Genomic DNA, 24,610 nt, shown 5'->3' on the forward strand with positions numbered 1-24,610 from the left:
CGCGGCTTTTTTCGCAGCTGGGGCAATTCATGGCAAGTAGTGGCACTGTGCAGCAGTATGAACCGGGGCAACGCTGGATCAGCGACAGCGAGGCGGAACTGGGCCTCGGCACCATCCTGACCTCCGACGGCCGGTTGCTTACCGTGCTTTATCCGGCGACCGGCGAAACCCGCCAGTACGCCCTGCGCAACGCCCCGCTGACCCGCGTGCGCTTCGCCCCGGGTGACGAGATCACCCACTTCGAAGGCTGGAAGATGACCGTGCAGGAAGTCGAAGACGTCGACGGCCTGCTGGTCTACCACGGTTTCGATGCCCAGCACGCGCCCTACACACTGCCGGAAACCCAGCTGTCCAACTTCATCCAGTTCCGCCTGGCCAGCGACCGCCTGTTCGCCGGGCAGATCGACCCGCTGAGCTGGTTCTCCCTGCGCTACCACAGCCTCGAACACCAGAGCCGCCTGCTGCAGTCCAACCTGTGGGGCCTGGGTGGCGCGCGCGCACAGCCGATCGCCCACCAACTGCATATCGCCCGCGAAGTCGCCGACCGGGTCGCCCCGCGCGTGCTGCTGGCCGACGAAGTGGGCCTGGGCAAGACCATCGAAGCCGGCCTGGTGATTCACCGCCAGCTGCTCACTGGCCGTGCCAGCCGCGTGCTGATCCTGGTGCCGGAGAACCTGCAGCACCAGTGGCTGGTGGAAATGCGCCGACGCTTCAACCTGGAGGTGGCGCTGTTCGACGCCGAACGCTTCGTCGAAAGCGATGCCGACAACCCCTTCGAAGACACCCAGCTGGCGCTGGTCTCGCTGGAATGGCTGAAGCGCAGCGAGAAAGCCCAGGACGCCGCGTTCGCCGCCGGCTGGGATCTGCTGGTGGTCGACGAGGCCCACCACCTGGTCTGGCACCCGGAAAAAGCCAGCGACGAATACCGCCTGGTCGAGCAACTGGCCGGCCTGATTCCCGGCGTGCTGCTGCTCACCGCCACCCCGGAACAACTGGGCCTGGAAAGCCACTTCGCCCGCCTGCGCCTGCTCGACCCCAACCGTTTCCATGATCTGGCCGCCTTCCGCGCCGAAAGCGCCAACTACCGCCCGGTCGCCGAAGCGGTACAGGAACTGCTCGACGAAGGACGTCTGTCGGAAAAGGCCCACGCCACTATCCACGGCTTCCTCGGCGCCGAGGGCGAAGCGCTGCTGGGCGCGGTCAGCGATGGCGACAGCGAGGCCGCCGCCCGCCTGATTCGCGAGCTGCTCGACCGCCACGGCACCGGCCGTCTGCTGTTCCGCAACACCCGCGCCGCCGTGCAGGGCTTCCCCCAGCGCGAGCTGCACGCCTACCCGCTGGCCAACCCGGTCGAATACATGGAGCTGCCGCTCGGCGAACATGCTGACCTGTACCCGGAAGTCAGCTACCAGGCGCAGCAGGAAGGCGCTGAAGACGAGCGCTGGTGGAAGTTCGACCCGCGCGTCGACTGGCTGATCGACACCCTGAAGATGCTCAAGAAGTTCAAGGTGCTGGTGATCTGCGCCCACGCCGAGACCGCCCTTGATCTGGAAGACGCCCTGCGCGTGCGTTCCGGCATCCCGGCCACGGTGTTCCACGAGGGAATGAACATCCTCGAACGCGACCGCGCCGCCGCCTACTTCGCCGACGAGGAATTCGGCGCCCAGGTGCTGATCTGCTCCGAGATCGGTTCCGAAGGCCGCAACTTCCAGTTCAGCCATCACCTGGTGCTGTTCGACCTGCCGGCCCACCCGGACCTGCTCGAGCAGCGCATCGGCCGCCTCGACCGCATCGGCCAGAAGCACGTGATCCAGCTGCACGTGCCGTACCTGGAGAACAGCCCGCAGGAACGCCTGTTCCAGTGGTACCACCAGGCGCTGAACGCCTTCCTCAATACCTGCCCGACCGGCAACGCCCTGCAGCACCAGTTCGGCCCGCGCCTGCTGCCGTTGCTGGAAGAAAGCGACGGCGGCGACTGGCAAGGCCTGCTGGACGAGGCCACGGCCGAGCGCAAACGCCTGGAAGGCGAGCTGCACAGTGGCCGCGACCGCCTGCTGGAGCTCAACTCCGGCGGCTCCGGCGAAGGCCAGCAGTTGGTCGAGGACATCCTCGAGCAGGACGACCAGTTCGCCCTGCCGATCTACATGGAAGAGCTGTTCGACGCCTACGGCATCGACAGCGAGGACCATTCGGAAAACGCCCTGGTGCTGCGCCCCAGCGAGAAGATGCTGGACGCCAGTTTCCCGCTTGGCGACGACGAGGCGGTCACAATCACCTACGACCGCAACCAGGCCCTGGCCCGCGAAGACATGCAGTTCCTCACCTGGGAACACCCCATGGTGCAGGGCGGCATGGACCTGGTGCTGTCCGGTTCGATGGGCAACACCGCGGTGGCGCTGATCAAGAACAAGGCACTGAAACCCGGCACCGTGCTGCTCGAGTTGCTCTACGTCAGCGAAGTGGTGGCCCCGCGCTCGCTGCAGCTGAGCCGCTACCTGCCGCCGGTGGCGCTGCGCTGCCTGCTCGACGGCAACGGCAACGACCTGGCCGCGCGCGTGGCCTTCGAGACCCTCAACGACCAGCTGGAAAGCGTGCCACGGGCCAGTGCCAACAAGTTCGTGCAGGCCCAGCGCGAAGTGCTGAGCAAGCAGATCAACGCCGCCGAGGCGAAGATACTGCCGCGCCACACCCAGCGCGTGGATGAAGCACGCCAGCGTTTCAGCGCCGGCCTGGACGAGGAAATCGCCCGCCTGACGGCCCTGCAGGCGGTCAACCCGAGCGTGCGCGACAGCGAGATCGAAGCCCTGCGCAAGCAGCGCAGCAGCGGCCTGAGCTTCTTCGAAAAAGCCGCCATGCGCCTGGAGGCGATCCGCGTACTGGTCGCCGGCTGATTCGCCGCGATTGGTAGCCCGGATGAAATCCGGGAGTGGCGTTGTTCAGGCCGTGGATTGCATCCGGGCGACGAACCGCCAATAAAAAGGGGCAGCCTAGGCTGCCCCTTTTTCATACCCGCGCGAATCAGCTGGCGCCCAGCTTGCTGCGCATCTTCTCGCACATCACGGTCATCTCGTCGTAGATCGCCTGCGGGTTCTGCTGCTTGACCTGCCAGGCCATGCGCCCCTGCTCGTGCGGCAGGATCATGAACGCGCCCTTGGCGACTTCCTGATAGATGTAGTCGGCGATATCCGCAGCGCTGATCGGGCTGCCTTCCAGCAACTTGCCGACCTGCTGCTTCATCGCCGGGGTCGGGCCACGGAAAGAGTCGAGCAGGTTGGTCTGGAAAAACGACGGGCAGACCACGTGCACGCTGACGCCTTCCGGCTTGAGTTCGGGCAGCAGGCTCTCGGACAAAGCCACCACGCCGGCCTTGGCCACGTTGTAGTTGCTCATCGCCGGCCCCTGCATCAGCGCGGCCATGGAGGCGATGTTGATGATCCGCCCCTTGCTTTGCAGCAGCAGCGGCAGGAACGCCTTGCAGCCCTTGACCACGCCCATCAGGTTGATTGCCAGCTGCCAGTCCCAGTCCTCCAGGCTCAGATCGCCGAAGAAACCACCTGCCGAAACCCCGGCGTTGTTGACCAGCACATCGAGGCCGCCAAAGCGCTCCTCGCAGGCCTGGGCCACGGCGGTCAGCTGGCTGTAATCACGCACGTCACAACGCATGGTGAAGCCATCACCACCGGCTTCGCGCACCAGCTGGAGGCTCTCTGCCAGACCGGTTTCGTTGACGTCGGCCAGGGCCAGCTGCCAGCCCTCGCGCGCCCAACGCAGGGCTATTTCGCGTCCCAGACCGGAGCCCGCTCCGGTAATCATCATGCGCTTTTGCATTATTTACAGCCTTGCTGTCGGGTGAGAATGCAAGGAGTGTAACCAAGCTCGGCGCGAGCACCTTGCAGCATCAGACTGCTGAATGACGACCAAGAAAGGCACCCTAAGAACCTTGCCCGCTCATGCCTCAGGCTACACACCTCAAACACGCCTCTGGCGCAGCAGCAGACCCAGGTAGATCGGCAGGTTCACCAACAGCACAAGCGCGCCCAGCCAGAGCTGAGTCTGCGCCGTTAGCCCGGCCGGATAGATCAGTGGAATCAGGTACTGCTCGACGAACCCACCGCTGTAGCCCTGCTGTCCAGCAGCCTGGCGCAACAGGTTTTCCAGGGGTGTCAGCGGGCAGTAGAGGTGCAGCAGCTCCACCGCCGCGCCCCAGGCCACCGCCGGCAGATGAACCCAGGCCAAGCGCGGCCAACGCCACACCAGCAGCGCGCCAAACAGCACGAACAGGATAAAGCCCAGGTGCAGGAGCACCACGCCATCGGCAGCGATGCGCAGGATCATCGCGATGCCTCCTGCCCCGGCCTACGTCGGTGGGTTGCCCTGGTGTCAGACTCGTTCATTACCCACCCTCGCCAAACCACGGAACACTGCGCATTACGGAACCACGGCACTCCTGTATGAAAATAATAGTCCGCAGTCTTTTATTGCCTTATTTCAATGATTTAGCGCCAAGACGCAGAACTTAAGCATTCTTATTTATATTAATTTTCATATATTTTTCAATTGCTTATGTTTGACGATCGGCAATAGCGGGCGCAAACTTCCGTGTTACTTACACCAGCCACGCGAGGCGCGTCATGAAAGGCGACAAGAAAGTCATCCAACATCTGAACAAGATCCTCGGCAACGAGCTGGTGGCCATCAACCAGTACTTTCTGCATGCGCGTATGTACGAAGACTGGGGTCTGAAAAAGCTCGGTGAGCACGAGTATCACGAGTCCATCGACGAGATGAAGCATGCGGACAAGCTGATCAAACGCATCCTCTTTCTCGAAGGCCTGCCCAACCTGCAGGATCTCGGCAAGCTGATGATCGGCGAGAACACCAAGGAAATGCTCGGCAGCGACCTCAAGCTGGAACAGCAGGCCATTCCCGACCTGAAAGCGGCCATCGCCTATTGCGAAAGCGTCGGTGACTACGGCACCCGCGATCTGCTGGAAGACATCCTAGAATCCGAGGAAGAGCACATCGACTGGCTGGAAACCCAGCTCGGCCTGATCGACAAGGTCGGCCTGGAGAACTACTTGCAGTCGCAGATGGACGAATAAGCCAACGCGCATAAAAAAGCCCCGCTAAGTGCGGGGCTTTTTTATGGCGTCGAACTTTCACAAGCACTGCATATCAGTACCGCAGGCTTCCGAATCACGCAGCGCCGGAGACTGCATGCGCACCGTGGCCTCGGAGGTGATAACGATGCCGCGCCGGCCTGCTTGGCAGATATCGGTATAACCGGGCACCGCATTCTGCGAAGCGCCACTGAAACTGCCTTCGATATTGGCATTGTTGAAACTGGATGCCGCACTGAGCAGGCGGTCGACGATCGGTACCACCAGGTACAGACAGTACTGCACGCGGATCTTCAGCAGGTTGGCATCCTGGATGCCGGTTGCCGGACGGTACATCAGGTTGTCGTTGGGGATCAGGTAGTCCGACTCGTCACTGTCGAACTCCGCGAACGCACTGAAATCGCTGAGGGTCGGGCTGATACGGGTAATGCGTACATAGTTGTCCACCTCGGCGCCGGCCTCGATATTGGCCTGCTCCTTGTCGGCATCGGTGTTGTGGTGGATGAACATCGGCGTCAGGCCACGAATCAATCCTCGGCGAATACCGTCGTAGCTGGCGTTGTTCACCGCGCCCAACCGGGCAGCCTGGAAGGTGGCGTAATTGAGGCTGTTCTTCGCCGAATAGATGAAGGCCGCCTGGATAGTACCGAAGATCAGCATGATCAACGCTGGCAGCACGATCAGGTACTCGACCATCGCCTGCCCCGACTGTTTGCGCCCACGCATCTCAGCGCTCCGCCGGCTCTAGCGGCACCTCGAACACCCGCATCACCGCTTCCGCCTTGCTCGCGACCGGTGCCACGCGCGGGTCGTTGCGGTCGATGTGCAGGTACATTTCCGCCACGCTCTGCCCCACCCCTTGCAGTTGCAGGTAGATCAGGTTGTGCCAGGCCTTGGCATGCTTGGAGTCACGCAAAAGTGCCTCGCGATAGGCCTGCATGGCGCCATCGACCTCCCCCTCTTGAGCCAGGCTGTTGCCCAGGCGATAGCGCAAGTCGGCGTCTTTGGGCAGCTGTTCGCTCAGGTAGCGGTATTCCAGGCTCGCGCGAGCATAGTCGCCTGCCGCGTAGGCCTCGCTGGCCTGGCGTTGCCGATCGAGCAGATCGCCACGCTCCCCAGGAAAACCGGCACAACCGGCCAGCGCTGCCAACAGGCAACAAATCATCAGGCTGCGCATGAAAAAACATCTCCTTCGCTAATATTCAGACGTTCCGCTTCGCCCCAGGCCAGCTCAATCACGCTGTGTGCGCCAGCGCAGGCCGCCATGCGCCAGGGCTTGAGCCGGCGGCAAATTTTCACGACACGCCCCTCGCCATCGAGAAACAGCACGTCGATGGCATACCCCATGAACCAGCAGTGCACCGCATTGCAGGGTTTCAGCCAGATGCCCTGCTGCGGCAGAGGCTGTGGTCGACCCAGCAGGCCACGCGCCCGCCGCCACCAATCGAAAGCGATCAACAGATGTAACTCGCTGATCCGCTCTCCAGCCCGCTGTACCTGCACAGCCCGGTAGCCAGGTTTCATCGTCACTGCGCCATGAACTTGACCGCGATCGGAAACAGCAGGATCACGAACGTCAGCGGGAAGATAAACAGGATCAATGGGACGATCAGCTTGACCGGTGCCTGCATGGCGGTTTTCTCGGCGCGCTGGAAGCGCTCTTCGAGGCGCTGCTGGGCCTGGATCTGCAAGGTCGTCTTGAGGCTCGAACCCATTTTTTCGGCCTGGATCACCGCGCGCACGAAGGTAGAGATGTCCTTCAGGTTGATGCGCTTTTCCATGCGTGCCAGCGCTTCGGCACGCGGCAACCCGGAGCGGATATCGCGCAGGACGATGCGAAATTCGTTCTTCATCGCCCCATTGGGCCCCTTGTCCACCGCCTGTTGCAGGGCGCCGAGGAAGTTCAGACCGGCATCCACGCACATGGTCAGGTATTCGAGGAACACCGGGAGGTTGCGCACGATGTCACGGTCGCGGCGCTGGCGCGTATCGTTGATCCACAGCTCAGGCAACACAGCGCCGAGCACGAACATCAGTAGCAGCACTGAACCCAGCACACCGCTCTTGCCACTGAGCATCGGCAGCAGGGCAATCAGCGGCAGGAGCAGGGCCAGCACCACGCACAGGGCGAAGTAGTCTTCCGGGGTCAGCACATACAGCGCACCGGTGCGCTGCAGACGCCGATCCAGCCAGTCCAGCACCTTGGGCGGCAGACTGGCGCCGACGAAATAGGAGACCAGGCGCACCAGGGGCCAGACCGGCTTCATCAGCGGTGGCACCGGATCCATGTAAGTGCGGTTCTCTTCCGGCAGGTAGCGGAACAGGGCCATGAACACCAGGATCAGGCAGGTTACCGCCACGCCGGTACCCGCACCGCTGAACAGGGCTAGAAGTTCGCTCATCAGGCGTCGATCCGGGTGATTTTCTTGATGAAGACGAAACCGAGCACTTCCATCACCACCATCACCGTCAGCACCATCAGACCCACGCGCGTGGTGTACAGCTGGCTCATGGCTTCGGGTTCGATGGCACTGAGGATGCCGGCGAGAAAGATCGGCAGCATGGCCATGAAAATACCCTGGGCGCGGCCCTGGGAGGTCAGGCTGTCAATTTTGCCTTCCATGACCTTCTTGCGCCGCAGGGTATTGGCCATGCCGTTGATGGTTTCCACCAGATTGCCGCCCACCTCACGACTGATGCGCACCGCCGAGCTGGCCATGATGAAAGAGGGCAACGGAATGCGCTCCTCCATCTTCACCAGGGCATCTTCCAGGGTCACGCCCAGGCGCAGTTTCTTCACCAGCAGGCCAAATTCCTGGGACAAAGGTGCAGGTGACTGCTGCACCACGTTCTCCAGGGCCATGTTCAGACTGGCCCCCGACTGCAGGCTGCTGGACAGCAGCATGAAAGCATCCGGCAACTGCTCCTCGAACTTCATCAGGCGCTTGCGTCGCAGCATGCCGAAGAACATCCGCGGCACGAAAAGCATGAGCACGGCACCGGCCACGGTGAGCACGGTGATCTGGAACAGCACATGGAGAAACAGCGGCACGATCACCAGCAGCATCAGGTTGAAGATGAACAGTTGCTGGCCGCTGGCGAAGATGAACATGTCGGCCAGCTCCACCTCGGCACTGGCGCTGAACTGGCGGCGGTAGAAGCCCAGGTTGGCGAGGATCACCCGGCCGAAAATCAGCACCAGGCAGCACACGCTGACGGCAATGGCCGCCACGCAGACGATGAACATCAAAGTGCTCATGTCACAACCCCGTATCGGTGGCGAAGATGCTCATGTCCACGGGAATGCCGCGGCTGCGCAACTCTTCGTAGAACTCCGGCACCTGGCCGGTGGCCATGTAACGCCCCTGCACCCGGCCATTCTGGTCGAAGCCCTGCTGCCGGAAGCAGAAGATCTCGTTGAGCAGGATAGTGCCCTGCTCCATGCCAGTGATCTCGGTGATGCTGGTGATGCGCCGCGAACCATCGCCGAAACGGGTCTGCTGCACGATCAGGTTGACCGCCGAGGAAATTTGCTCGCGGATGGCCTGCACCGGCAGGTCCATACCGGCCATCAGTACCATGACCTCCAGACGACGCAGCATGTCGCGCGGCGAGTTGGCGTGGCCAGTGGTCAACGAACCATCATGGCCCGTGTTCATCGCCTGCAGCATGTCCAGCGCCTCGCCGCCACGACACTCACCGACCACGATACGGTCCGGGCGCATGCGCAGGCAGTTGCGCACCAGGTCGCGAATAGTCACCTGGCCCTTGCCCTCCATGTTCGCCGGACGCGACTCCAGCGAAACCACGTGAGGCTGCACCAGTTTCAGTTCGGCGGCGTCTTCCACGGTGACCACCCGCTCCTCCACGGGAATGAAGTTGGAGAGGATGTTCAGCAGTGTAGTCTTGCCCGAACCGGTACCGCCGGAGACCACAATGTTCAGCCGCTGCTCCACCGCCGTGCGCAGGAAAGTCACCATCGGCTCGTTGATCGAGCCGTAGCGCAACAGGTCATCGGTGGTCAGCTTGTGGATGGAGAACTTGCGGATGGTCAGGCATGGACCACGCAGCGCCAGCGGCGGAATGATGGCGTTGACCCGCGAGCCATCCTTGAGACGCGCATCGACCATCGGCGAGCTTTCGTCGATGCGCCGTCCCAGCGGCGAGATGATCCGTTCGATGGTCGCCATCACCGTGGCATCGGAGCTGAAGCTGATCGCCGAACGCTCCAGGCGCCCGGCCCGCTCGACGTAGATATCGTCGTGGCGGTTGACCATGATCTCGCTGACGCTCTCGTCGGCCAGCAGGTCTTCCAGGGGACCGAGGCCGACCGCCTCGTCCAGCACGATCTTGTGCAACACGCTGCAATCGATGCACTTGGGCAGGCGCCCGCGAATCTGCTCCATGACCTCGTCGACCAGTTCCGCCAGGCGCGCACGCACCTCGTCATGGGCCATGGTCTCCAGGCTCATGCGGCGCAGGTCCATGGCGCGGAACAGCTCGGCGTGGATGTACTTCGACCACTCCATGTAGGCCGCCTGGTCGTGCGTCACGATGCCGGCCGCTTCCGCCTCGTTGAGCGGCAGATCGCTATCGCTGGGCGGCATGGCCTCCGCTTCGACCTGCAGCGAGCGCACCCGTACCAGGTAACCACCGATGCCAATCTGGTCACTGTCGCTCAGCGGCCCGTAGCGCCCGATCAGCTTGCCGTTGACTTCGACCTCGTAGCCACGACTGAGGTCTTCGACGAACAGGCCGGCTAGTGAGCGCTCAATCCGCGCATGGATCGGCGCCACTTTCCAGCCGCGCAGACGCAGGATGCAGGTGCGCGCCTTGCCCAACTCGCACTGCGCGGCCGTGCAGGTGACCTTGTCGACCGGCTGACCGTTGCGGTAGGTAACCTCTAATTCGAACATCTGGTTACCCTCAGTCGAGCAGGCCGTTCTTCACGGTCTTGCCAAAGTCATCACGCATGCGATTGGCACGCTCGATTTCCCGCTGGTTGGCGCCGCTGCCGGCAATCATCAGCTCTGGAGTGATGAAGATCACCAGCTCGGTCTTGCCGCCCTTGAAGCTCTTGCTACGGAACAGTGCCCCCAGCACCGGGACATCTTTCAACCAGGCCACGCCCTCATAGGACTGCTGGCTGTCCTGATTGACCAGCCCGGACAGCACCAGGGTTTCGCCGACTTTCAGCTGCACTTCGTTATCGGTGCGACGGGTCTTGAATGCCGGGTAATCCCCCACCTGGTTGGCCTTGTCCAGCTGGCTGATCTCGGCCATCACCTTGGCCGCGATACGGTCACTGCCGTAGATCTGCGGGGCGATGTTGAGGATGATGCCGAACTCCTTGTACTCCACCGAAGGGCCGTTGATGCTGCTCGTCACCACCGGCACTTCGCCGCCCACGGTCAGCTCGGCATTGCCGCCGCTGCGCGCAGACAGACGCGGCGAAGCCAGGGTCAGGGCCGAGCCGTTCTTCTCCAGCAGGTTGATGCGAGAAGTGATCTCGGTGGCGATACCGAAGTAGGTATTGGTGCCGGTATTGCCGATCGCATCGTTGAGCTCATCGAACGTCCCGGCCGCGCTGGGGAACTGGCCGCGGAAGTAGTCATTGGTGATGCCATCGGCCGAATGGGCGAGCGTCGGCCCGTTGATGCTGGTACTCCAGTTGATGCCCAGTTCTTCCACGTCGTCCTTGGCGAACTCGGTAATGCGCACGTCGAAGTAGATCATCGGGGCGACGAAATCGGACATTGGCTGCGCCAGCACCAGCAAGTCTGGATAGCGCTCCTGCAGCAGCTTGATGCGTTCCATGTCGATCTCGTTGAGATCACCGTCGACCACGATCTGCCGGCCCACCGGTTTGATCGAGATACCGGGAATCTGCCCAAGCATGGCCCGCACTTCCTCGAGCATCAGCCCGGAGTCGGACTTGGTTGCCGCCCCTGTCTGCTCTTCGGCCAGCACCAGCACATTGTCGTAGAACTTCACGGCATCCTTGACCCGCTGCAGGTCGCGACTGTGCAGCTGCCCATCCATGACCACCTGACGACCAACGGTGCGGATCTTCAATCCGGGGATATCGGCCAGCAGTGCACGCAGTTCGCCGATCTGCCGATAACCATTGGCCTTCACCACCACCACGCCCATCTGCTCGCGATGGCCATCGGTGAACCACACCTGCACGGTGGTTTCGCCTTCGTTTTCGGCGGTGATGACCATTTCCTGATTCTTCAGCAAAGTGGCGCTGATCACCTCCACGTCCCCTACCGCCAGACGTTCGATGCCAGGCGTTTCGAGTACCCGTACATCACCACTGTAAAGCGTCAGCTGTGCCGGAAGATCCTCGGCCAGCGCCGGAAACAGCGTTCCCATCCCCAAAAACAGAACCAGCAAGCGTGCTTTCATTGTGGTTATCTCAAAGCCCTAGCATTTTCTTTTTATGCAGCGGCGCGCACGCCGCTGAGGTGGCAGCGAGCTGCCTTATTCCATGCGAATCGTCTGGATCGGGATGATGCCGTCCTTGCCGGTGCCACCCGGAATGAACTGCACCATGCGACTGGCAGCCGGCGTTTCACTGGCCGCCGCGTCAGTGGCCAACGCCGCGTTGGCGGCAGCCTGGCCTTCGAGCGCGGCACTCACCCCGGCGGCTACGACATTGCCGTTGCCATCCACGACCTTGCCATCCACCAGTTTGCCAACCACCTTGCCATCGGCACCGTAGACGGTATCGCCCTTGAGCATGCCGATGACCTTGCCCGAGGCATCTCGCGCCACGCGGGCAACATCCTGCTGCACTTCTACGGCGACACCCTCCGCCACCACCTGGCCATCCTTGCCGACCACCTTGCCATCCACCAGCTTGCCGACTTCACGGCCTTGCTCGTCCAGCACGCGATCGCCGACCACCGTGCCGAGCACCTTGCCCGAGGCGTCGCGCACCACCCGCACAGCGTCGTCTTTGGGCCGACCCTGCTCGTCGAGCAAGACCTTGTCGACCTGGCCGATCGCTTTGCCATCGGCACCGACTGCCTTGCCGTCCTTGACCTGACCGATGACCTTGCCGTTGGCGTCGACCACCTTGCCGTCAATCACCCGACCGAGAATCTTGCCATCGGCGCCACGCACCACCTCGCCCATCTGCCCGACCACCTTGCCCTGGGCATCCACCACGGCGGTGCTGACCTGGCCCAGGACTTTGCCTTCCAGGCCGACCGGCTTGCCATCCTTGACCACGCCAATCACCTGGCCACGGGCGTCGAGCACCTTGCCGTCCTTGATGGTGCCGATCACCTTGCCGTTGACATCGCGCACCACCTGTTGCTCGCTGCCACGCACCTGCGGCAGCGCCTGGGCGATGGAAGCGCCCATATCGACTACGCGACCCTGAGCATCCAGTGCCACATTGCGCTCGACACGACCTAGGGTTTCGCCCTTGAGGCCTACGGCCTTGCCATCCTTGACCACGCCAATGATCTTGCCATCGGCGTCCAGTACCTTGCCATCGACCACCCGACCCAGCACATTGCCATCGGCATCACGCACCACATCGGCCCGCGCCCGCACCCGCAGCAGCGGGTCATTGGCGGCCACTTTTTCCCTGACCGTACCCAGCGCCTTGCCATCGAAGCTCACCGGCTTGCCGTCGACCATCTTGCCGACGATGCGACCCTGGGCGTCCACCACGTTGTCGCCGACGATGCGCCCGACCAGTTGGCCATCGGCGCCGAGCACCACATCAACGGTTTCCGTCGGGGGCGGATCGAGCAGGTTGGCCACGGTGACCTGGCCAAGCTTGCCCAGGCTGGTGTCCTTGGGATGGCGCAGAACCGCCAGCAGTTCGCCAGTCTTCTCCGCCAGTTCGACACGCGCCACCTGCTGCGGGCTGAGCGCCAGGGTGATGGTGGAAAAGTTCATGTTGAAACCGTCGGCCGAGTTCTGGTCATAGAAGGTCTCGTATTTGCGCCCGCTGGCGTCTTCGCGGCCGGCAGCCAGCACCACGACGTTTTCCAGCACGGTCATGACCACATCGTCGGAATAATTCGGTTGTTTCTGCAGGCCAATATCGGTGGCGCTGAAGTTACCCAGCAGGTCGATATGGTCTCCGGGACGCAGCAGGCCATCGAAGGAGTTGATCTTGCTGATCTTCACCGTCTTGCCGCGCTTGCCCAACTCGAGGTTCTCGGAAAAGCGCGTCACCGCGCTGCCCTCCACGGCACTCCAGGTGATCGGCTTGCCTTTCTGCAACGGCGCCTCGACCATGCGCCCGTCGAGCTTCTTCCAGTCCTGCGCCAGCACAGCACCGGACGGCACGAACTGCGCCGGCACTTCCAGCACCGCGACCTTGTCCTTGGTCACCACCTCGGCCCTGCCGATGTCGTTGCGTGGCACCACCAGCGCCACCTTGCGCTCCACCGGTGGCTTATAGGCCTCGCGGTACTGCGCTTCCTTGCTCTTCAGGTACAGCCAGGCCGCGCCGCCTGAGACAACCCCGCAGACCACGGCAATGATCAACAACTTGCTCCCCGAAACCGGCTGCATGCCCTCTCCCCTATCGCAAAGCCAAAAATTCTTGTTATTGCCCGCCGTAAGCGGCGGATTGTTCTAATTCTTCGTCAGCACGCCGCCAGTGGAACGGCGACAGACCTTAGTTCGGCCCGCTCAATGTCCAGCTGTCCGCGTTCTCCTGCAGCACCCAGCGGCCCTGGCAACCTCCCGAGCCGAGGTCGCCACTGTCGATGAAACCCACATTGTTGGTAGGTGACTCGACTACCGCGTTATTGGTGGTGGTGACATCGTTGTCGTCGGCATCTTTTTCAGTCTTGGCAAAGGTGTAATCGCCACTGCCGGGATAACCGCTCAGCTCGCTGTTGACCCAGTCCAGGCCGCGCGCCACGCACTTCGAATAGCCGCTCCAGCTGGCGATGGTCGTCAACTGGCTCAAGCGCATCTCGACCAGTTCAGCGTCCGGTATCTTCGCAGAGCCGTAGGTTTCGTTAGCCACCTGCACCTTGGCCAGCGAGTAGATGTAGCCGTCCACCTCATAGCCGAAATCGCTGATCTTGCCGGCGCTGTCGCGAATTTTCACCACGCGGGTATCACGTACCTCGGCGCCGTTCGGCACTTTGTCGGTCTCTTCACCCTGCAGGGCGTCGTAGTACTTGCCATCGTCGACATAACCGAAGCCCACCAGGTTACCGTTGACGACGAAGGCCTTGACCTCTAGAGGGTCACCGTCCTTGCCCACCACCACACCGACGACGCTGACACCGGTGACAATCTCGCCATCAATGACCGCGGTCTGCTCGCCAGTTTCCGGATTGAAGACGTAATCACCAATCAGATTGCCTTCCAGGTCATAGATCTGCGTGCCCTGCACGACTCCCAGCAGATTGCCATTGGCGTCATAGATCTGGTTGACCTTGCCCAGGGTTTCCGGCTGCGGCGTATCGCCGTCATCGTCGCCACCACCGGGGATCTCGTCGTTGTCCTCTTCATCGTCGTCATCGTCCTCGGCAGGCGGCGCAGCCACCTCCACATCGCCGTAATCCTGAATATCGCCGATGGCCGCCGAGTAGCCCGCATAGTTGTTATGCAGGGCGTCGAGCATGGTCGGGATGCAGCCCTTGGCGCTATTGGCCTCGCTGCACGGCACCAGAGTCAGCGCCGCCAGGATGCTGCCGCTGACGCCCAGCACTACCAGGTACTCGGCCATCGACTGCCCCTTTTGGCGGCGCATCTCAGCGATCCATCCGGTTGAGCAGGATCTGGGTGAATTCCTGATGGCGCAGGAACACGATCGACAGCTGTTCGCGCCCTTCGCTGTAGATCAGCGTGGCGTCGTTCTGCCGCACCAGCCGGCGGTTGAGCTGCCAGCCATTACGCGCCATCTCGCTCTCGTACCAGCTCACCGAATCTTCCAGGGTGTTGGAACTGGCCAGCATGACCATTTGCCCATCCCGGAAACGGTCCTGGTTCTGCATGTCGGAGACCACCGCAGCATCGGGTGGAATCGGCACGCCACTGCCCAGCGGGCGGCTGACCATCTCCTCGTCCGGCGGGTTGACCAGCATCAGCCGGCCCATGCTCTGCGTGCCCTGGCCCTGCAGCTGCACCATCATCATGCAGTCTTCGGTGAGGTGCATGATCTGCTGCCAGGGGCCGAACTCGCTGAAGTCGACCTCGCCTTCCCAGCGCTCGCCATAGAAGCCCTTTACCGCCTCCGGGGGCGCCTCGACCTGGAAGCCCTTGACGCTCATCGGCACGTTGTTCCACTGCATGTTCTCGGCAATGCTGGCTACCTGCATGCCTTCCAGCAGTGGGAACTCATCGAAGTCGCAGTCCGCCCGCAGTGGCTCGGCGCAGGACAGCGCCGCGGCAAACACCAGCGCGCCCAGCCGAGGGTTATTCATCGAAGTAACAGAAGCCAAAGTCGCAATCCACGTCAGCATCGGGCAGCGGCTCGATACCGACATAACCGAAGTCCACATCATTGAATGAGGGCTCGAACAGCCCGATCACATCGATGGCGGCATTCACCACCGCGTTGTCCATCATGGTGCCGATGGCGAAGTCGTCCACCCGCTCCTTGAAGTGATGATCGCCCTGGGCATTCCAGCCATCGGCCAGCACGGCACTGTTGGCACGCATCGTCAGGCCAGACGGCAGGTATTCCGGGCCGAGAAAGCCGCGTCCGTCGATCGTCTCCAGGCCACCGTTACCGAGATTGACGCTGGCGGTGACGTTGGGCGTGAAGTAGTTGTCCTGCGGGTGGGCAACCTGCAGAAAGTCATCATCGTTCTGGATCTTCAGCATGGTCAGCGGCGTCATCAGCAGATCCATGCCGTCGTTGTAGACCTCCAGCACGTCGTAGGCGAACGAGGGGGTTTCCTGCGGGCTCAGGCTGCCACCGGTCAAACCGCCGCCGCTGAGCATCTGCTGGCCATTGCTCCAGCGCCACAGGGCATGCTTCTCGCCGGTGGCAATACCGGACACATCACTGGCACTGAGAGTTTGCGGCACACTGCTGAAGGTCAGCAGGCGCTTCTCGGCAGTACCGGAAATCGCTGCATCGCTGCGGATGGCGATGTCATAGCCGGGCTCGGTGGTTTCACCCGGCTGGTCGCCGTTGTCGTACCAGACGGTGCGCTCCCAGGCCACATAACGGGCCATTACCTGGGTCTGGAAGCTCATGTCGAGCAGCTTGGCCAGCCCCGGCACGATCAGGAACAGCACCAGCAACACGCCACTGGTCATGACCACGAACTCGGTCATGGCCTGGCCGCTGCTGGCCCTGGGCAGATCACGCTGAGCGAGGCTCATGGCACATAGCTCTCCAGCTCGCCCATCAAGGCATCCTTGGCCGTGCCGGTCACCTCATCCATCACCTCGTCGACCACTTCCTCGGCGAACATTTTCACCGGTGGTTTGATGGTCTTCAGCAGGCGTTCCTTGGCCGGGTCGGCCAATGCGCCGATGGCGGTATCCACCACATACTCGGCGACGCCCATGATGCCGCCCGACAGGTTGAGCTCACTGAGCAAGGTGAAAGGATCGACATCACCACTGGCGATCATCATGGTGATCTTGCTCGGTTCACGTAGGCGCGCGTCCCAGAACGGGCTGAACTGGCTCGCCACCTCGCCATCCCGCGGGCTGGCGAAATAGGTCTCGGCCGAGGACACGGTCATCAGTGCATCCGGCTCCTGCCACATCACCGTGGCGTAGGCCGTGGCCACCGCATCACCCTCGCTGGCACTGGTGGTGTCCAGCTGGAAGCGATGCAGATTGGTACCAGATGAGCCATTCAGGTTGAGGCCGTCGGGGCTGTCGGTGGTGGGCACATCGCTGAGCTTCTTGGCCACCGCAATGCTGAACTCATGGCTGGTACCAGAATCGGCAAAGGAATCATTGAGGCCGAAGAACGATGGCGGTCCGGCATAGTTCTTCGCCACATCGGCGGGAATGCTGCCGTAGATATTGCGCACGTTACCCCACAGATAGGTCACCGCATGCACCAGGTCGAAGGTTTCGCCGTACATGCCCGGTGCCATGTCCAGGTATTGCATCCCTGGAAAGCCCCATTGCGGCCCGGCGCGCATGGCGTCCAGGTCCTCGGCCACCAACTGTTCGGTCGCCCCGCTGATGGGTAGCCCCATGTGGATGGGAATCGTCCCGTCGATGATGGTGAAGCATTCGGTGCCAACCACCGGGAACCACAGGCACAGCTCGACGGAAAGATCGATATCCAGCTTGAAGCCAAGCGAGGTCATGTCGATCGAGGTCCAGCCATAGCGCTCGATACCATCGCCCGTGCTGCTGGTACGCAAGGGGTTGTAACGGTAGGCTGTGCCGCCATCGTTGAACGAGCCGACCTCAAGAGTCAGGCTGAACTTGATGGTCAACGGGCCGAGGAAAATCGGAATCTCCGGCGAGCTGATCGCCGGCGGCCCCAGATTGAAATGGCGATCGGCCAGCCAGTCGTTGCGGTTGTCGTTGACGATGGCGGCGAAGTGCTTGTAGGCCTCCTTGGCGTCGTCATTGGGCGGCGGATCGGCGGCTCCGGCCTTCTTCTTGTAGCGATCCGGGTTGGTATCCACCAGCATGGTTTCCGGCCCGTTGAGGCCGCCGAGGAAAGAGCCGACCACCTCGTCGGTGGTAGAGGGTTCGGCCGCGCCACCTCCCGCCGCGCCACCGCTGTTCATGGCGCTGCTGGCCTGGCTGTAGAGGTTCTCGTAGCTGAAGGTATCGCCGAAGTAAGTCAACGCCGCATTCTGGGTCAGGAAGTAGTAGCCCAGCAGCGGTATATAAAGGTCATCGTCGGGATCGGCGTTCGACGGATTCTGGTGCGCCTCCACCACTTCGATCATGCCTTCAATCTGCGACTCCACCGTGGCCACGGCAAAGGCCTTCTGAAACATGGACAGGGCCATGTTGAAGTACGACACGGTGGTCGGATAGAAGCCCACCAGCGGCTTGCTCACCGCCTCCACCCCGTAGCCGAGGATGATGTAGGGCAGATAGGCCAGCTTGAGCACATCGGCCAGGGTCGGCCGTGGCGAAGGCGGGACTATGGGAATCTGGTACGCCGGGAAGGAATCGACCCAGCTGGGAATGGTCTTGTAGCGCTTTGACCACGACAGCATCGCCACCATCTGCCCCACCGACAGCTCGTTGGCGACCATGGCGCGGTTGGTGTAGGCGATGAAGTTCTGGTTGCGGGCGAACAACTTGGCCTGGGAATACACCGCCGCATCGGCGGCGTTTTCCAGCTGCACGCGATCACGGCTGAGGATGCCGTGGTTGTACACCAGCAGCATCGCCACCAGTGCCACACCGAAAAAGAGCAGGCCAAAAACCATGGCCTGCCCTTTCTGGGCTGAACGCTTCATGGGAGCAATCTAGGCTTGCTCTTATTCGGCCTGCTTGAAGTCACCCAACTCGTAGTCCTCAGCCGCTTCGGCACCTGCTTCAGTACCCGCCGCTGCACCCTGGTCGGTAGCGGTCTGACCACCCAGCTCCGCCGCCATATCACCCACCTGCCCACGCACGGTATCGCCGAACAGGTTGTAGACGACGATGGCAGCGATCGCGATCAGCGCCACGATGATGATGTACTCGGTCATGCCCTGACCCAGCTGACGTGCGCGCGCTTTGATATTCATGGAAATACTCCCGTTTTTATTGGTTATGGCGAATCTATGGCAGATGGCCGATACACTACCAAAGTTGTAGGAAATTGGCGCAAAAAAGTTAGACAAACAGCTTGACTCTGTCTGATTGATCAGATTTTAAATCGCGCAACTATGGCGCAAGCCAAATTCCAGGCAAAAAAAACCGATGCTTGGGCATCGGTCTTTTGGTTCCAGCAACGAATTACTCGGCGCTGGCCTTCTGTGCGGCTTCCTTGATCAGGGTCTGCAGCTCACCCTTCTCGAACATCTCGGTCATGATGTCGCTGCCGCCGACCAGTTCGCCGGCTACCCACAGCTGCGGGAAAGTCGGCCAGTTGGCGTACTTCGGCAGGTTGGCGCGGATTTCCGGGTTTTGCAGGATGTCCACATAGGCGAACTTCTCGCCACAGGCCATCACCACCTGCGCGGCTTTCGACGAAAAACCGCACTGCGGCGCATTCGGCGAGCCTTTCATGTACAGCAGAATGGTGTTGTTGGCGATTTGATCTTTGATGGTATCGATAATATCCACGACTCACCTCGTCTGAACTTTCCCGGACTGCACCGGACAGGATGGGCGCGATTGTAACCGAAAAACCCACTAGTGGGCTCGGGCTTGCTCTGCCCCCCTCGCCCACTAGAGCCAGAGGGACAAAAGCCTCAGGCCGCCTGGATACGCACCGGCACCCCGTTCAGTGCCGCGTTACCGGATACCGCATCCAGATGACGCTCGTCGGTCAGGTCGTTGGCGCTGGCACCCGGCTGGGCGCTGGCAATCGCCATCTGCACACCCGGGCGGGCATGGCCCCAACCGTGTGGCAGGCTGACCACGCCGGGCATCATATCCTCGCTGCCGAGCACCTCGACCTCGATGGCACCCACCCGCGACTCGATGCGCACCCGCTGGCCATCGCTGAGGCTACGTCCGGCCATGTCCTGCGGATGCATCAGCAACTGGTGGCGCGGCTTGCCCTTCACCAGGCGCTGGTAGTTGTGCATCCAGGAGTTGTTGCTGCGTACATGGCGGCGGCCAATCAGCATCAGCTCGCCCTCACCCGCCTGCGGTTGCGCGGCGAAGCGCGCGAGGTCGGCGACCAGTAGCGCCGGCGCCGCTTCGACAGCCTTGGATTCGGTTTTCAGGCGCTCGCCCAGGTTTGGCTGCAGCGGCCCCAGGTCGATGCCATGGGGCTGCTCGCGGATGGCCGCCAGGCTGAGCTTGTATGGCGACTGGTCGCCGTAAGGGCCGAAGCGCACGCCCATATCGATCATCTGCTCCGGCGCCTTGGTCGGTTTCAGTTCATTGCCGACCTTGGCAGCGAAGGCCTGGGCCAGACCGACGAATATTTCCCAGTCGTCCAGCGCCCCGGCCGGCTTGTCCAGCACCGCCTCGTTGAAGCGGGTGACGTTGCGTACGGCGAAGGCATTGAAGGTGCTGTCGTAGTGCTCGTGCTCCAGCGGCGCGGTGGGCGGCAGGATCAGGTCGGCATAGCGGGTGGTTTCATTTATATAGAGGTCGATGCTGAGCATGAACTCCAGCCCCTCCAGCGCCTGCTCCAGCTGGCGACCATTGGGGGTGGACAGCACCGGGTTGCCGGCCACGGTGATCAGCGCACGCACCTGGCCTTCGCCAGGGGTGAGCATCTCTTCGGCCAGGGCCGCCACCGGCAGCTCACCGCCATATTCTGGCAGGCCGGATACCCGGCTCTGCCAGACATTGAAATGGCCGCCGGAGGTGGTCGCCACCAGGTCCAGCGCCGGCGTGGTGCACAGCGCCCCGCCCGGTTGGTCGAGATTGCCGGTAACCAGGTTGATCAGCTGGATCAGCCAGTGACACAGGCTGCCGAAGGCCTGGGTCGATACGCCCATGCGCCCGTAGCACACCGCCGAGTCGGCTGCGGCGAAGTCCCGCGCCAGTTGGCGGATGGTCGCCGCCGGCACGCCACAGCGGCCGCTCATGGCCTCGGCCGTGAACTCGGCAATCGCCGCCCGCACCTGCTCCAGGCCATTGACCGGCAGGTGGCTGGCGCGGGTCAGGCCCTCGTCGAACAGGGTATTGAGCAGGCCCAGGAGCAAGGCTGCATCGTTGCCGGGGCGGACGAACACATGCTGGTTGGCCATTGCCGCTGTCTCGCTGCGGCGCGGGTCGACCACCACCAGCTTGCCGCCGCGGGCCTTGAGCGCCTTGAGGCGTTTCTCCACGTCCGGCACGGTCATCAGGCTGCCGTTGGACGCCAGCGGGTTGCCGCCGAGGATCAGCATGAACTGGGTGTGATCGATGTCCGGGATCGGCAGCAGGAAACCGTGACCGTACATCAGGTAGCTGGTCAGGTGGTGCGGCAACTGATCCACCGAGGTGGCGGAATAGCGGTTGCGCGTCTTCAACTGGCCGAGGAAGTAGTTGCTGTGGGTCATCAGCCCATAGTTGTGCACGCTGGGGTTGCCCTGGTAGATGGCCACGGCGTTCTTGCCGTGTTGCTCCTGGATGGCCGCCAGGCGCTCGGCGACCAGGGCAAAGGCCTCGTCCCAGCCAATCGGCTGCCATTCGCTGCCATGGCGGCGCATGGGCTGACGCAGGCGGTCGGGGTCGTGCTGGATGTCTTGCAGAGCCACGGCCTTGGGGCAGATATGGCCACGACTGAAGCTGTCCTGGGCGTCGCCCTTGATCGACAGGATCTGCTGGCTGCCGTCGGCCAGGCGTTCGGTTTCGATGGTCAGACCGCAGATAGCCTCGCACAGGTGGCAGGCACGGTGGTGGAGGGTCTTGCTCATGGCTGGCCTCATCTTCTTGTTCGAGACGACCGGTCAGGTCGTGGAAACAAGACTATGGAGGCAGAAGGAATGCTTGGCCAGTGGCCTGCGTTTCATGAATCGGTGGGCATCATGCCCACCGATTCAACAGCGCATCAATCGATCAGGCCGGGCTCGACTGCAGGCAGCCGAGTAGCCCGGCAGATCAACGAATGGCGCTGATGGTGCCTTTGTTGCCGGTCACTTTGACGTTGACGGCCTTGTACACCATGTAATCCTGCACGCTCACTTCGTAGCGCGGCGCGACGATCAGGTCGGCACCGGAGGATTTGACGGCCTTGAAGGCAGCCGCGGATTTGGCAGCAGCCACCGGGTCCAGACCCAGGGCGAAACCACCTTCGCCGCCACCATAGGTCACGCCGTCGGCGAACTGGGTATCGCCACCCAGCTTGAACAGACCGAAGAGGATGTTCACCGAGGACTCGCCCGTGATGGACTCGCCGACTTTCACGTCCGCTTTCAGGTTAGTTTGTACTTCACCATTCAGCGGTGCGCTCGGCTGGCTGTAGTTCTGGCTGGCACAGCCAGTCAGCAGAGCGAGGGCGGAAAAAGCGGCGGCATAGGCTACGTGTTTCATGCAAGACTCCTTTGCATTGATCTATCCATGTGCCCTGTTGCAGGGCTTGAAGTGCCTAGTCAGGCGGCGCGCATGGTAGGAGCCGGGAACCTAGGCCAGCAAGCCTGCATGTCACTTTTGTGACATCGCCCGCAGTGGCAATAATCTGCTGACTCGGCCAGTTGCAATACATGGCAGGGCCGCTCATTTGCCCCGGCTCGTCATTTCCTTATAAGATCGCGCCTCCCCATTTGTCGTCCCCACGCGGCTCCAGCCGCTGTACGGCGTGCTTTTCCCCGGAAAAACCGCCGCCACGACAATCGTAAAAACTAAGGTAGTGAATGATGAGCACCAGGCACTTTCTCTCGTTGATGGATTGCACCCCTCAGGAACTGAGTGGACTGATCCGTCGCGCCATCGAGCTGAAGGACCTGCGCCAGCGTGGCGTGCTACATGAGCCGCTAAAGAATCGTGTGCTGGGGATGATCTTCGAGAAGGCCTCGACCCGCACCCGCCTGTCGTTCGAAGCCGGCATGATCCAGCTCGGTGGCCAGGCCATCTTCCTCTCCCCGCGAGATACCCAGCTGGGCCGCGGCGAGCCGATCGGCGACACGGCCATCGTCATGTCGCGCATGCTCGATGCGGTGATGATTCGCACCTTCGCCCACAGCAGCCTGACCGAATTTGCCGCCCATTCGCGGGTACCGCTGATCAACGGCCTGTCCGACGACCTGCATCCCTGCCAGTTGCTGGCCGACATGCAGACCTTCGTCGAGCAGCGCGGCAGCATCGCCGGCAAGACCGTGGCCTGGATCGGCGACGGCAACAACATGTGCAACACCTATATCGAAGCGGCACAGCAGTTCGATTTCCAGCTGCGCGTGGCCTGTCCCGAAGGGTACGAGCCGAAGGCCGAATTCATCAAAGCCGCCGGCGAGCGCGTGCAGATAGTCCGCGATCCGCGCGCCGCCGTGGCAGGCGCCCATCTGGTGAGTACCGACGTGTGGACCTCCATGGGCCAGGAAGAGGAAAGTGCCAAGCGCCTCAAGCTGTTCGCCCCCTACCAGGTCAACCGCGCCCTGCTGGATGCCGCCGACCCTGCGGTGATCTTCCTGCATTGCCTGCCAGCCCACCGTGGCGAAGAAATCAGCCTGGACCTGCTCGACGACCCGCGCGCCTTTGCCTGGGACCAGGCTGAAAACCGCCTGCATGCGCAGAAAGCCCTGCTCGAATTCCTCGTCGCACCCCAGGCATGAGCCAGTCCCTGCTGCTCAGCCTGCGTGGCCTGGCCTGCGGCTATCAGGAACACCCCGTGGTGCAGCAGCTCAACCTGCACCTGAATGCCGGCGACATCGGCTGCCTGCTTGGCCCCTCAGGCTGCGGCAAGACCACCACCCTGCGCGCCATCGCCGGCTTCGAACCGCTGCTGGAGGGCGAGATCGAGCTGGCCGGTGAAGTGATCTCCCGCGCTGGCTACACCCTGGCCCCGGAGAAACGCCGGATCGGCATGGTGTTCCAGGACTACGCGCTGTTCCCCCATCTGTCGGTGGCAGAGAACATCGCCTTCGGCATCCGCAAGCATCCACGCCGCGAACAGATCACTGCCGAGTTGCTGGAACTGGTCAAGCTCACGCACCTGAGCAAGCGCTATCCCCATGAGCTGTCCGGCGGCCAGCAGCAGCGCGTCTCGCTGGCTCGCGCCCTGGCACCGGAACCGCAACTGCTGTTGCTCGACGAGCCCTTCTCCAACCTCGACGGCGAGCTGCGCCGCCGGCTCAGCCACGAGGTGCGTGACATCCTCAAGGCGCGCGGCACCAGCGCCATCCTGGTCACCCATGACCAGGAAGAAGCCTTCGCCGTCAGCGACCATGTTGGCGTGTTCAAGGATGGCCGGCTGGAGCAGTGGGACACGCCCTACAACCTCTACCACGAGCCACTGACGCCCTTCGTCGCCAGCTTCGTCGGCCAGGGCTACTTCATCCGTGGCCTGCTGCAGAGCCCGGACACGGTGCAGACCGAGCTGGGCATCATCCACGGCAATCGTGCCTACACCTGGGCACCCGGCAGCTCGGTGGACGTGCTGCTGCGCCCGGACGACATCGTCTACGCCCCGGACAGCGAGCAGAAGGCGCAGATCGTCGGCAAGACCTTCCTCGGCGCCGCCACCCTGTACCGCTTGCAACTGCCGACCGGCACCCAGCTGGAAGCCATCTTCCCCAGCCACGCCGATCATTTGCCGGGCCAGCAAGTCGGCATTCGCGTCGCCGCCGACCACCTGGTGGTGTTCCCGGTGCAGGGCAGCGTGGCCGCCCAGGTCAACCTGGCCGAGTCCGGCGTACGCCGCGTTACCAGTAACTGAAGGAAAGCTCAGCGGCACAGGGCCGATTGCACTCGCGCACCGCCTGCCGCGAGGCCTCGTCGCCTGTGTAGGAGCCAGCTTGCTGGCGATG

Annotated in this window: 22 protein-coding genes; 4 read left to right on the forward strand and 18 right to left on the reverse strand. The window is 62.5% G+C overall.

The window, feature by feature from the left end; genetic code table 11:
- Positions 1 to 29 precede the first annotated feature (29 nt).
- Positions 30 to 2,891, forward strand: coding sequence for an RNA polymerase-associated protein RapA (rapA, locus tag H3H45_RS18085; protein WP_182835097.1), 2,862 nt, complete (start codon positions 30 to 32; stop codon positions 2,889 to 2,891).
- A 127-nt stretch (positions 2,892 to 3,018) separates the two neighbouring features.
- Here the strand turns inward: rapA and H3H45_RS18090 are convergent, their stop codons facing one another.
- Together H3H45_RS18090 and H3H45_RS18095 are read right to left on the reverse strand one after the other, a co-directional pair.
- Positions 3,019 to 3,828 (reverse strand): SDR family oxidoreductase, encoded by an 810-nt coding sequence (locus H3H45_RS18090; protein WP_182835098.1) that lies wholly within the window; start codon positions 3,826 to 3,828, stop codon positions 3,019 to 3,021.
- Positions 3,829 to 3,969: 141 nt separating this feature from the next.
- Complete coding sequence (locus H3H45_RS18095; protein WP_182835099.1) at positions 3,970 to 4,335, reverse strand: DUF2784 domain-containing protein; 366 nt, start codon at positions 4,333 to 4,335, stop codon at positions 3,970 to 3,972.
- Positions 4,336 to 4,631: 296 nt separating this feature from the next.
- Here H3H45_RS18095 and bfr point away from each other — a divergent pair, with 296 nt between their 5' ends.
- Complete coding sequence (bfr, locus tag H3H45_RS18100) at positions 4,632 to 5,102, forward strand: bacterioferritin (protein ID WP_182835100.1); 471 nt, start codon at positions 4,632 to 4,634, stop codon at positions 5,100 to 5,102.
- A gap of 57 nt (positions 5,103 to 5,159) precedes the next feature.
- Here the strand turns inward: bfr and H3H45_RS18105 are convergent, their stop codons facing one another.
- From H3H45_RS18105 to H3H45_RS18180, 16 genes are all read right to left on the reverse strand, one after another.
- The gene (locus tag H3H45_RS18105; RefSeq protein ID WP_182835101.1) at positions 5,160 to 5,846 is read right to left on the reverse strand and encodes a TadE family protein; all 687 of its coding nucleotides are present in this window, start codon (positions 5,844 to 5,846) and stop codon (positions 5,160 to 5,162) included.
- Between the two features lies 1 nt (position 5,847).
- Positions 5,848 to 6,297 (reverse strand): tetratricopeptide repeat protein, encoded by a 450-nt coding sequence (locus H3H45_RS18110; protein WP_182835102.1) that lies wholly within the window; start codon positions 6,295 to 6,297, stop codon positions 5,848 to 5,850.
- Positions 6,285 to 6,644 carry a DUF192 domain-containing protein gene (locus tag H3H45_RS18115; RefSeq protein ID WP_182835103.1) on the reverse strand — a complete coding sequence of 120 codons (360 nt, stop codon included), beginning with the start codon at positions 6,642 to 6,644 and terminating at the stop codon, positions 6,285 to 6,287. The genes H3H45_RS18110 and H3H45_RS18115 overlap by 13 nt, the downstream gene beginning before the upstream one ends.
- A gap of 2 nt (positions 6,645 to 6,646) precedes the next feature.
- Positions 6,647 to 7,522: a type II secretion system F family protein gene (locus H3H45_RS18120; RefSeq protein ID WP_182835104.1), complete on the reverse strand. Its 876-nt coding sequence runs from the start codon at positions 7,520 to 7,522 to the stop codon at positions 6,647 to 6,649.
- A complete protein-coding gene (locus tag H3H45_RS18125; RefSeq protein ID WP_182835105.1) occupies positions 7,522 to 8,379 on the reverse strand; it encodes a type II secretion system F family protein in 858 nt (285 codons plus the stop codon). The genes H3H45_RS18120 and H3H45_RS18125 overlap by 1 nt, the downstream gene beginning before the upstream one ends.
- 1 nt (position 8,380) lies before the next feature.
- Complete coding sequence (locus tag H3H45_RS18130; protein WP_182835106.1) at positions 8,381 to 10,036, reverse strand: ATPase, T2SS/T4P/T4SS family; 1,656 nt, start codon at positions 10,034 to 10,036, stop codon at positions 8,381 to 8,383.
- Positions 10,037 to 10,046: 10 nt separating this feature from the next.
- On the reverse strand, positions 10,047 to 11,519 hold the full coding sequence (locus H3H45_RS18135; RefSeq protein WP_182835107.1) for a type II and III secretion system protein family protein: 1,473 nt from the start codon (positions 11,517 to 11,519) through the stop codon (positions 10,047 to 10,049).
- A gap of 87 nt (positions 11,520 to 11,606) precedes the next feature.
- Positions 11,607 to 13,664 (reverse strand): Flp pilus assembly protein CpaB, encoded by a 2,058-nt coding sequence (gene cpaB, locus H3H45_RS18140; protein WP_182835108.1) that lies wholly within the window; start codon positions 13,662 to 13,664, stop codon positions 11,607 to 11,609.
- 106 nt (positions 13,665 to 13,770) lie between these two features.
- The gene (locus H3H45_RS18145) at positions 13,771 to 14,862 is read right to left on the reverse strand and encodes a hypothetical protein (protein ID WP_182835109.1); all 1,092 of its coding nucleotides are present in this window, start codon (positions 14,860 to 14,862) and stop codon (positions 13,771 to 13,773) included.
- 1 nt (position 14,863) lies between these two features.
- Positions 14,864 to 15,535: a hypothetical protein gene (locus H3H45_RS18150; RefSeq protein ID WP_182835110.1), complete on the reverse strand. Its 672-nt coding sequence runs from the start codon at positions 15,533 to 15,535 to the stop codon at positions 14,864 to 14,866.
- Positions 15,528 to 16,445, reverse strand: coding sequence for a hypothetical protein (locus H3H45_RS18155; RefSeq protein ID WP_182835111.1), 918 nt, complete (start codon positions 16,443 to 16,445; stop codon positions 15,528 to 15,530). Before H3H45_RS18155 ends, H3H45_RS18150 begins: the two co-directional genes overlap by 8 nt.
- Positions 16,442 to 18,514, reverse strand: a complete 2,073-nt coding sequence (locus tag H3H45_RS18160; RefSeq protein ID WP_182835112.1) for a Tad domain-containing protein — start codon at positions 18,512 to 18,514, stop codon at positions 16,442 to 16,444. Before H3H45_RS18160 ends, H3H45_RS18155 begins: the two co-directional genes overlap by 4 nt.
- A gap of 21 nt (positions 18,515 to 18,535) precedes the next feature.
- Positions 18,536 to 18,787, reverse strand: coding sequence for a hypothetical protein (locus H3H45_RS18165; protein WP_182835113.1), 252 nt, complete (start codon positions 18,785 to 18,787; stop codon positions 18,536 to 18,538).
- Positions 18,788 to 18,998: 211 nt separating this feature from the next.
- Positions 18,999 to 19,328: a Grx4 family monothiol glutaredoxin gene (gene grxD / locus H3H45_RS18170; RefSeq protein WP_182835114.1), complete on the reverse strand. Its 330-nt coding sequence runs from the start codon at positions 19,326 to 19,328 to the stop codon at positions 18,999 to 19,001.
- Between the two features lie 128 nt (positions 19,329 to 19,456).
- Complete coding sequence (locus H3H45_RS18175; protein WP_182835115.1) at positions 19,457 to 21,565, reverse strand: molybdopterin oxidoreductase family protein; 2,109 nt, start codon at positions 21,563 to 21,565, stop codon at positions 19,457 to 19,459.
- 184 nt (positions 21,566 to 21,749) lie between these two features.
- Complete coding sequence (locus H3H45_RS18180; protein WP_173208467.1) at positions 21,750 to 22,181, reverse strand: hypothetical protein; 432 nt, start codon at positions 22,179 to 22,181, stop codon at positions 21,750 to 21,752.
- A gap of 323 nt (positions 22,182 to 22,504) precedes the next feature.
- Between H3H45_RS18180 and argF the strand changes: the two genes are divergently transcribed.
- Both argF and H3H45_RS18190 read left to right on the forward strand, forming a co-directional pair.
- Positions 22,505 to 23,416: an ornithine carbamoyltransferase gene (argF, locus tag H3H45_RS18185; RefSeq protein WP_182835116.1), complete on the forward strand. Its 912-nt coding sequence runs from the start codon at positions 22,505 to 22,507 to the stop codon at positions 23,414 to 23,416.
- On the forward strand, positions 23,413 to 24,519 hold the full coding sequence (locus H3H45_RS18190; protein WP_182835117.1) for an ABC transporter ATP-binding protein: 1,107 nt from the start codon (positions 23,413 to 23,415) through the stop codon (positions 24,517 to 24,519). The genes argF and H3H45_RS18190 overlap by 4 nt, the downstream gene beginning before the upstream one ends.
- Positions 24,520 to 24,610 lie beyond the last annotated feature (91 nt).

Source organism: Aquipseudomonas guryensis (genome assembly GCF_014164785.1).
In the GTDB taxonomy this organism is placed as follows: Bacteria; Pseudomonadota; Gammaproteobacteria; order Pseudomonadales; family Pseudomonadaceae; genus Aquipseudomonas; species Aquipseudomonas guryensis.